At 68.4% G+C, this 9,181-nt stretch carries 6 protein-coding genes; 2 read left to right on the top strand and 4 right to left on the bottom strand.

The features are described from left to right. Positions 1-2,056, bottom strand: a 2,056-nt coding sequence (locus tag AC6H42_RS12695) for an ATP-binding protein (RefSeq protein WP_497548197.1), incomplete at its 3' end; no start/stop codon positions are given. A gap of 130 nt (positions 2,057-2,186) precedes the next feature. On the opposite strand from AC6H42_RS12695, the gene AC6H42_RS12690 reads away from it, so the two are divergent. Next, positions 2,187-3,638 carry an aldehyde dehydrogenase family protein gene (locus tag AC6H42_RS12690; protein WP_497548196.1) on the top strand — a complete coding sequence of 484 codons (1,452 nt, stop codon included), beginning with the start codon at positions 2,187-2,189 and terminating at the stop codon, positions 3,636-3,638. Between the two features lie 17 nt (positions 3,639-3,655). Continuing rightward, positions 3,656-4,045: a hypothetical protein gene (locus AC6H42_RS12685; protein ID WP_497548195.1), complete on the top strand. Its 390-nt coding sequence runs from the start codon at positions 3,656-3,658 to the stop codon at positions 4,043-4,045. A 6-nt stretch (positions 4,046-4,051) separates the two neighbouring features. Here AC6H42_RS12685 and clpB read toward each other — a convergent pair whose 3' ends face one another. From clpB to AC6H42_RS12670, 3 genes are all read right to left on the bottom strand, one after another. Beyond that, positions 4,052-6,661: an ATP-dependent chaperone ClpB gene (gene clpB / locus AC6H42_RS12680; protein ID WP_057158004.1), complete on the bottom strand. Its 2,610-nt coding sequence runs from the start codon at positions 6,659-6,661 to the stop codon at positions 4,052-4,054. A gap of 87 nt (positions 6,662-6,748) precedes the next feature. Then, positions 6,749-7,207, bottom strand: coding sequence for a molybdopterin synthase catalytic subunit MoaE (gene moaE / locus AC6H42_RS12675; RefSeq protein WP_057158003.1), 459 nt, complete (start codon positions 7,205-7,207; stop codon positions 6,749-6,751). Then, on the bottom strand, positions 7,204-9,181 hold a 1,978-nt coding region (locus AC6H42_RS12670), incomplete at its 5' end, for a DUF349 domain-containing protein (RefSeq protein WP_497548194.1). The genes moaE and AC6H42_RS12670, both read right to left, overlap by 4 nt.

Here is a 9,181-nt window from a genome sequence, read left to right as displayed (position 1 = left end):
CCCCGCCGGCGCTGGCGGCCGCCGCGCCGAAGCGCTCCGCGTAGCCCAATGCCAGCTGGTAGTCGCCGTTGAAAATGGCATCAACAAAGCAGCCCCACAGCGCGCCCATGCGGCTGGGGTTGTCGCCGATCTGCTGCGCCAGGTCGAGCGCGCGCGCAAAGGCGCTGGAGCGCTCGGCATTGTCGGCCTGGTCGCCCGCGTGCAGCAGCGCATGGCCCAGCGCCAGCACCAGCGGCATTTCAAGCTGCGGGGCAAGCTGCGCCGGCCCTTCGGCGCTGCCGCCGTTCTCGCCGCCCTGGCGCGCCAGCCGCAGCGCCTGCTGCAGCCGGCTACGGTATTCATCCATCAGCGACAGCTGATACCACAGCGGCGCCGAGACGGCGCACAGCTGCAGGCCCAGCACCAGGTCGCCACCGCAAGCCTGGTCCGGACCGGCCGCGCCGCCGCCTGGCTCCACGCCGAAGGTCCAGTCCAGCGCGGCACGCACGTGGTCAATGCCGCGTCCGTAGGTGGCCATCCATGCCGCCGGCGGCTGCCGTTCCAGGTCCGCCTGCGCGGGCTGCAGGAATGCGCAGCAGCGCTGGGCGTAGCGCCGCGCCACCCACGCCAGCTCGCCGCTGGCAAGCAGCTTTTCCAGCGCGTAAGCGCGGGTGGTGTCGAGCAGGCGGTATTGCACCACCTCGCCGCCGGTGTCTGCGCTGAGCAGGGACTTGGCCGCCAGGTTGGCTATGCAGTCCAGCACGTCCGCAGCGCAGATATCGGCGCACTGCACCACGCCGGCGGCGCATTCCAGCGTGAACGGCGCGCGGAAAATGGCGAAGCGGCGCAGCGTGGCCTGCTCCGCAGCACTGAGCATGTCGTAACTCCAGTCCAGCGTGGCGCGCAGGGTCTGGTGGCGCGGCAGCGCCGTGCGGCGGCCGCGCGTGAGCACAGTGAAGCAATCCTGGAGCCGCTCGGCCAGTCCGTGCACGCCGAAAAACTCGGCCCGTCCCGCCGCCAGCTCGATCGCCAGCGGAATACCGTCCAGCCGGCGGCAGATATCGGCTACCGCGGCCGCGTTGTCCGCGTGGAGGCGAAAGCTGTCCATGCCGGCAGTGGCGCGTTCCACGAACAGCTGCACCGCCGGTGTGGCTGCCAATTCGGCCAGATCGATCCGGTTCGCCAGCTCGGCCGGAATGGCCGGCTTGGCCGGAGGCTCGGCGCTGTCCTGCCTGGCCGCCGGCGGCAAGGCCAGCGGCGGCAAGCGGTGCACCCATTCCGCATCCGCCCGCAGCGGCTCGCGGCTGGTGGCCAGCACGTGCACGCGCGGGGTCTGACGCAGCAAGCGCTCCACCAGGCTGGCCACGCTGTCGATCACATGCTCGCAGTTGTCGAATACCAGCAGCACATGCATGTCATGCAGGTGCGCCACCAGCACCGCGCCCGGATCGCTCGACATGGACGGCATGCCCAGCGCCAGCGCCAGCGCGCTGCTGACCTGCGCCCCGTCGGTCAGCGGCGCCAGGTCGACCAGCACCGCGCCGTGGCTGAAACCGTGCGCCAGCTGGCCGGAAGCGGCCACCGCCACCGTGGTCTTGCCCATGCCGCCCGGCCCCACCACCGTGACCAGGCGCCGCTGCGGCACCTGCGCGGCCAGCTGCCGCAAGGTGTCGTCGCGGCCGAAGATGCGAGCGTTTTGCAGCGGCGGCGCCAAGTTCCCGGCCGCTGGCGCTTGGGCATGCTGCCCCTGAAGAACCACACGCCGCACCGGCGCCACGAAACTGTAGCCGCGCCCCACCACATTTTCCACGTACAGGCTGCCGCTGGCGTCGTGCAGCACCTTGCGCAGCGCACCGATGTGCACCCGCAGATTGCCCTCTTCGACACAGGTGCGCGGCCACACGCGGGCGATCAGCTCGTCCTTGCTGAGCACTTCGCCGGGCCGTTCCAGCAGTGCCAGCAGCAGGTCGAAGGCGCGGCCGCTCAGGCGCACCGGCTGCTCGCTGTTGAACAGCGCGCGCTCGGACGGCACCAGTCGGTAGGCGCCAAACAGGATAGCGGTATCGGGTGAGGTCATTGTGTCGTCGGTATGGCCGGCGTCTATCCCTTAAGGACATTTAACGCCAATTTACAAGAATTTATTAACCGCTGCACGGAATAGTTTTTACAATATTTAAGCGCCACAGACCATCAAAGGCATGCCCCTAGTGAACACCCCCGCCACCTCCGCCGCTCCCCAGCCGCTCCCGCTGCCGCCCCACGCCTGGGCCAGCCTGGACCTGGCCGCGCGCCGCGCCGATGCGGCAGCCGCCGCCTTCCGCCACTGCAGCGTGGCCGACCGCTGCCGCCTGCTCGAGCTGATCTCCTTCCATATCGACGCCGCGCGCGAGGCGGTGGCCGCCAGCGCCCGGGCCGAACTGAACGCGGAGGCACCGGTTGTTGCCATGGAGCACGAAGGTGTCCTGCAACAGCTGCGCGCCTTCGCCGCTGTGCTGCGCCGCAGCCACTGGCTGGGTGCCGCCATCGAAACCGCGCCGCCCGAACAGCGCGTGCAGAACATCGCGCTGGGACCGGTGGCCGTGCTGGGCGCCGGGCATGCCTGCGCCGCGCCGGTGTATGCGGCGGCGGCGGCCGACGTGATCGCCGCGCTGGCCGCCGGCTGCCCCGTGGTGGTGCGCAGCAGCGCCACCCATCCGCGTACCTGCGAGTTGCTGGCCGGGGCCATTGCCGCGGCTGTGCAAGCGGCCGGCCTGCCCGAAGGCGTGTACGGCCTGGTGGCGGACCACGCCGGCAGCGCCGCCGCGCTGGTCACCCACCCGGACATCAAGGCGGCCACGTATGCCGGCCTCCGCGCGGAAGGCATGGAACTGATGCGGCGCAGCCTGGACCGCAGCGAGCCGGTGCCGGTGCTGCTCGACATCGCCAGCAGCAATCCGGTGTTCATCCTGCCGCACGCGCTCAATGCGCGCGCCGAGCACCTGGGCCAGCAACTGCTCAAGCAGTTCAGTCCCTGCACGGCCCACGGCATGTTCAAGCCCGGCATTGTAGTGGCGATAGAGGGCGACGGGTATATAGACTTAAGAGAGACCATCATTGACGGCGTGCTGGCCATGCCGCCGGTGGCGCTGCCCTGTGCCGGCGCGCAGCACGGCCACGCGCAGAGCGTGGCGCGGCTGCTGCGCGAGCGCAATGTGGATCTGCTGGCCGAGAGCGGCGCCGCAGCGGCCGGCGGGCCGGCCAGTGAAGCGCGCGCCGTCTTCGTCGAGGCCGAAGCGTCCAGCCTGCTGACCACGCCCACGCTGGCCGAGCGGCATCCGGGGCCGTCCGCGCTGCTGCTGCGCTGCGCCTGCCCGGAGGAGCTGCTGGCGGTGGCCGCGCTGCTGGGCCGCCAGCTGGTGGCCGGCATGCAGATGGCCGACGGCGACACTGCGCTGGCCGCGCGCCTGATGCCGCAGCTCGAGCGCATGGCGCGCCACGTCAACGTCAACAGTTTCACCTCCATGCCGATCTATAACGGCGCCACCGCCGCGCAGGCGATCGCGCGCTTCCTGCGACCCGTGTTCTATCTCGATGTTCCATCCAGCCTGCTGCCCGCCGCGCTGCAGGACGGCAACCCGCTGCAGCTGTGGCGCCAGGTTGACGGCGAAATGCGGCACTGACCTCTCGCGAGCATGCCATGCACCATGACGAAAAAGTAGGTGTCGCCAAAATCCGCATCAGCCAGGAGCGCGCCCGCGCAATGGCCGTTCTCGGCTCATTCGTGTCGGCCGACAAGCTGCTGCGCAGCTGGGCCACCGGGCCGCAAGACTATTTTGAATGCGATTTCGAAATCGAGTATCTGGACGGTTACCGCGTCAGCGGGCGCTATCCGATGTGGCAGAAGTGCACCACGCGCCAGTCGCTGGGCGCGTACGTGCGGCGCACGATAGAACAGCTGGAGGCGGAGCGGCTGCGCTTCGCGACGGCCGACAGCGGCCTGCCCCGGCGTGAGCCGAGGCGCTTTCTGGACCGCTATGAGGTGGAGGACTTCGGCGATGGCGCCTTACGCGGGGCCGAGCCCCGCTAAGCTGTCCTACGCGACGATCGGCTCTTTGCCGTCCGCGCTGAACACCAGCGCGCCGTTGCGTTCGCCGACGTGGATGGTGTCCTTCGGACCGAAACGGCCCTCCAGGATCAGGCGCGACAGGGGGTTCTCGATCTGCTGCTGGATCGCGCGCTTGAGCGGACGCGCGCCATACACCGGATCGTAACCCGCCTCGGCGATCTTCTGCAGCGCCCCGTCGGTTACCTGCAGTGCCATCTCCATGCGCGCCAGGCGCTGTTCCAGGATGTGCAGCTGGATCTTCGCAATCGCGCCGATGTTCTTCTCGTCCAGGCCGTGGAACACCACGATCTCGTCGATGCGGTTGATGAATTCCGGGCGGAAGTGCGAACGCACCTCGGCCATCACCGACAGCTTCACCAGGGCCGGATCGGAATCCTCCATCGACTGGATCTTCTGCGAACCGAGGTTCGACGTCATGATGATGACGGTGTTCTTGAAGTCCACCGTGCGGCCCTGGCCGTCTGTCATGCGCCCGTCGTCCAGCACCTGCAGCAAAACGTTGAACACGTCGTGGTGCGCCTTCTCCACTTCGTCCAGCAGGATCACGCTGTACGGCTTGCGGCGCACCGCTTCGGTCAGGTAGCCGCCCTCGTCGTACCCCACGTAGCCGGGCGGCGCGCCGATCAGGCGGGCCACCGAGTGCTTCTCCATGAATTCGCTCATGTCGAGGCGGATCAGCGATTCTTCCGTATCGAACAGGAAGGTCGCCAGCGCCTTGGTCAGCTCGGTCTTGCCGACCCCGGTCGGGCCCAGGAACATGAACGAGCCGTATGGGCGGTTGGGATCGGCCAGGCCGGCGCGCGAACGGCGGATCGCATCGGCCACCGCGTTGATCGCCTCATCCTGCCCCACCACGCGCTGGTGCAGCTTCTCTTCGATGTGCAGCAGCTTGTCGCGCTCGCCCTGCATCATGCGCGACACCGGAATGCCGGTGGCGCGCGACACCACTTCGGCGATCTCCTCGGCGCCCACCTGGGTGCGCAGCAGCTTGGGCTTGTCGGCGCTGTCGGCGGCCGCGCCCAGGGTTTCAGCCTGCTTGAGCTGCGTCTCCAGCTCCGGCAGCCTGCCGTACTGGAGTTCTGATACGCGCTGCCAGTTGGAGGCGCGCGTGGCTTCCTCCATCTGCTGCCTGATGCGCTCGATTTCCTCCTTGATGTGGGTGGTGCCCTGCACATTGGCCTTCTCGGCCTTCAGGATTTCCTCGAAGTCGTTGTACTCGCGCTGCAGCTTGGCGATTTCCTCGTCGATCAGGTCCAGGCGGCGGCGCGAAGCCTCGTCCTTTTCCTTCTTGACCGCTTCCTTCTCGATCTTCAGCTGGATCAGGCGGCGCTCCAGCTTGTCCATCACCTCCGGCTTGGAGTCGATCTCGATCTTGATCTTGGAGGCCGCCTCGTCGATCAGGTCGATCGCCTTGTCGGGCAGGAAGCGGTCCGTGATGTAGCGGTGCGACAGTTCGGCCGCCGCGATGATGGCCGCGTCGGTGATCGCCACCTTGTGGTGCAGCTCGTACTTGTCCTGCAGGCCGCGCAGGATGGCGATGGTCGCCTCCACGGTCGGCTCGTCGACCAGGATCTTCTGGAAGCGGCGCTCCAGCGCGGCGTCCTTCTCGATGTATTTGCGGTATTCGTCCAGCGTGGTCGCGCCCAGGCAGTGCAGTTCGCCGCGCGCCAGCGCGGGTTTCAGCATATTGCCCGCGTCCATCGCGCCTTCGGCCTTGCCGGCGCCCACCATGGTGTGCAGCTCGTCGATGAAGACGATGGTCTGGCCCTCGTCCATGGCCAGTTCCTTCAGCACGGATTTCAGGCGTTCCTCGAATTCGCCGCGGTACTTGGCGCCCGCCAGCAGCGCGGCCATGTCCAGCGAGAGCACGCGCTTGCCGCGCAGCGAGTCCGGCACTTCGTTATTGACGATGCGCTGCGCCAGGCCTTCAACGATGGCGGTCTTGCCCACGCCCGGCTCGCCGATCAGCACCGGATTGTTCTTGGTGCGGCGCTGCAGCACCTGGATGGCGCGGCGGATTTCGTCATCGCGGCCGATCACCGGGTCGAGCTTGCCCGCGCGGGCGCGTTCGGTCAGGTCCAGCGTGTATTTTTTCAGCGCCTCGCGCTGGCCTTCGGCCTCGGCCGAATCAACCTTGCCGCCGCCGCGCACGGTGTCGATGGCCGCTTCCAGCGCCTTGCGCGTCAGGCCGTTTTCGCGCGCCAGCTTGCCGGCGTCGGATTTGTCGTCGGCCAGCGCCAGCAAAATCATTTCGCTGGACACGAACTGGTCGCCGCGCTTCTGGGCTTCCTTGTCGGACAGGTTCAGCACGCCGATCAGCTCGCGGCTGACCTGCACGTCGCCGCTGGTGCCGGACACCTTGGGCAGCCGCTCCAGCGACGATTTCAGCGCATTGGTCAGCGCGTTGACGTTGACGCCGGCGCGCTGCAGCAGCGAGCGCGCGCTGCCGTCGTCCTGGTTGATCAGGGCAACCAGCAGGTGCACCGGTTCGATGTAGGGATTGTCGTTGCCCACGGCCAGGCTTTGCGCGTCGGCCAGGGCTTCCTGCAGTTTGGTAGTAAGTTTGTCTTGCCGCATTTGAAATGCTCCTGAATTGGTCTAACCAACAAGTTGGGTTGCGCGACCGGTTTTCAAGGAGGCTATCTTGATCCAGATCAACCTAAATCAAGAAAGTGTCCATTTCTTCAGTGCGGCGTCATCGCTGACGCGGGCATCGACCCAGCGGGCGCCTTCCGGGGTTTGTTCCTTCTTCCAGAACGGCGCTTCGGTCTTCAGGTAGTCGATGATGAATTCGCAGGCGGCAAACGCTTCGCCGCGGTGGGCCGACGTCACCGCCACCAGCACGATCTGCTCGGTGGGCTTCAGGGGCCCGATGCGATGGATCACCAGCGCGCCGTAAATCGGCCAGCGCGCTTTCGCCTGTTCAATAATGGCCTCGATCGACTGTTCCGTCATGCCCGGATAGTGTTCGAGTTCCATTTCCGCCACGTCGGCGCCTTCGTTCAGGTCGCGCACGGTGCCGACAAAGGTGACTATACCGCCGACCCTGGCGTTCCCGGCGCGCAGTTGCGCCACTTCGGCGGCGACATCGAAGTCCTCCGCCTGCACACGTACCTGGGTCATTTGGCCTCCGCGCCGATGCGGCGGAACAACTGTTCGATGCGGCTGGCCGTGCGGGCGTCCGCCAGCGCCGGCATGGCGCACAGCTGCACGAACTGGGCCGCCTGCGTCATCGGCTTCTGGCCGGACTTGAGCGAGGACTGCAGCACCTCGACCTGCATTTTCAGGCGTTCGCGCGCGAACTCGGCGCCGCTGTCGACGCCGGCCACGATCTCCAGGCGCAGCACTTCCTGCAGCAACTTGGCGCGCGCCGCTTCCAACTGGGCCGCATAGGCGCTGCGCTTGCCCGGTTCGGCCGCGGCGGCCAGCGCGGCGGCGAAACGGGCGTGCAGCGTGCGCTCGTAGTCGTTCGGCAGGGCCGGCAAGGCTTTCCAGCGCGCCTCCCAGTCGGCGGCGTCGACGGCGCCGCCGGCCGCGGGGGCGGCGGGCGTGGCGGCATCCGGTACGGCGGCAGCGGAGCCGTTGGGCGCGGCGCCTGCCAGGGCCGCCTCCAGCGCCTGCGTCAGGCGCAGCTTGTCGCGCAGCGCGTTGGCCTGCGCGGCGCCGGCGCGCTTGCGGATGGCGTCGCCCTGGGCCTGCACAGCGGCGATGGCCGCCTTGTAGCGCGCCTCGATCTTCTGCTCGCTGGCGCGCGGCACCGTGCCGGACGCGTGCCACGCCGTGGCGGCGTCGCGCAAGGCCTTGGCAATGGCGGCCTGCTGGGCCTTGTCATCGCCGCTGAAGGTGGCTTGCTCCAACTGCGCGCAAATGGCCTCGCGGGCATGCAGGTGGGCTTTGCGTTCGTGGTCGGCGGCGTGCGCCGACTCCTTGCGCGCGGCGAAAATGGCGTCGCAGGCGGCGCGGAAGCGCTGCCACAGCGCCTGCTCCTGCTTGCGCTCCAGCGGCAGCGCCTTGGCGTGCTCCTGCCAGCGTTCCTGCAGGATGCGCAGCGTGTCCAGCGTATGGCGGTCGACCGGATTGAGCTTGGCGGTTTCCTCGATCAATTGCTCGCGGCAGGCCACTTCGATGCTGCGCTGGTTTTCCAGCGGCGCGAGCATGGCGTCCATGGCCTTGCCGAAGATGGCGTCCAGCTTCTTCTTTTCCTTGCGGTCGATGGCGCCCAGGCGGCCCCAGGCCTGGCGCAGGCGCTGCGAGGCAGCGGCCAGCGCCTTGTAGTCGGGCGTTTCCGATTCGGCGGCCTTGGCCTTTACAGCGTCAACTTCTGCGATCAGCGCTTGCGCCTTGGCGGCGTTGGTGTGGCGTTCATCGGCCAGGTGCTTGAAGTGGGCGGCGGCCGGTGCGTAGGCAGCGGTGCAGGCGGCGTCGAAACGCTCCCACAGGCCTTTGGGCGCCGGGCCGGAAACCGAGTCCAGGCCTTTCCAGCGTTCGCGCATGCTGCCGACTTTTTTGGCCAGCTCGGCCATCGCCAGTTGCTGGCCTTGCAGGTCCTCGACCGACTTCACCAGTTCCTCGCGCGACACGTTGCCGCCCCAGCGCGCCCAGTCGCCCAGGCGTTTCAAGTCGGCGCGCACATGCGCCAGGCGGTCGGCCTGGGCCGGCGTCAGGCGGCCGGTCTTGATTTCCTTCAGTGTCTTGTCGTGGTCATTGGCCACATGCAACTGGCCTTCGGCCAGCGCCGCTTCCATGCCGTCCAGCGTGGCCATGAAGCGCTTGTTGGCCTCGCGCGCTGCCTCCTGCGCGGCAGGCGACAGGTCGCGCTGCCGGGCGGCGCGCTCGGCGCCTTTGCCGCCCGCGTCCCCGCCGTGCTTGGCCGATGCCTGGGATTCAGCGCCGTGCGCGGCGGACGGATACTGCTGCGCAACCTGTGCGCCGGCTGCCTGTGCGTCGGCTGACTGTGCCGCACCGTGCGCGGCGCCGTCGGTCTCGCTGCCGCCGGCAGCGGCATGGGCGCCCTGCGCAGCCGCAGCGCCCGGCACTGCGCCGTCGCCGGCTGCCTCCTGCGCGTTGCCGCCGGCCGCCGCCTCGGACTGGGCGGCG

Source organism: Massilia sp. NBRC 108631 (genome assembly GCF_059704565.1).
Note: the sequence above shows the minus strand (reverse complement) of the source record. Positions and strands in the feature narration are given on the sequence as shown.

Coding starts and splice junctions, on each gene's coding strand:
- clpB (WP_057158004.1), bottom strand. CDS start 6,661: ATGCGGCAAGACAAACTTACTACCAAACTGCAGGAAGCCCTGGCCGAC.
- moaE (WP_057158003.1), bottom strand. CDS start 7,207: ATGACCCAGGTACGTGTGCAGGCGGAGGACTTCGATGTCGCCGCCGAA.
- AC6H42_RS12685 (WP_497548195.1), top strand. CDS start 3,656: ATGCACCATGACGAAAAAGTAGGTGTCGCCAAAATCCGCATCAGCCAG.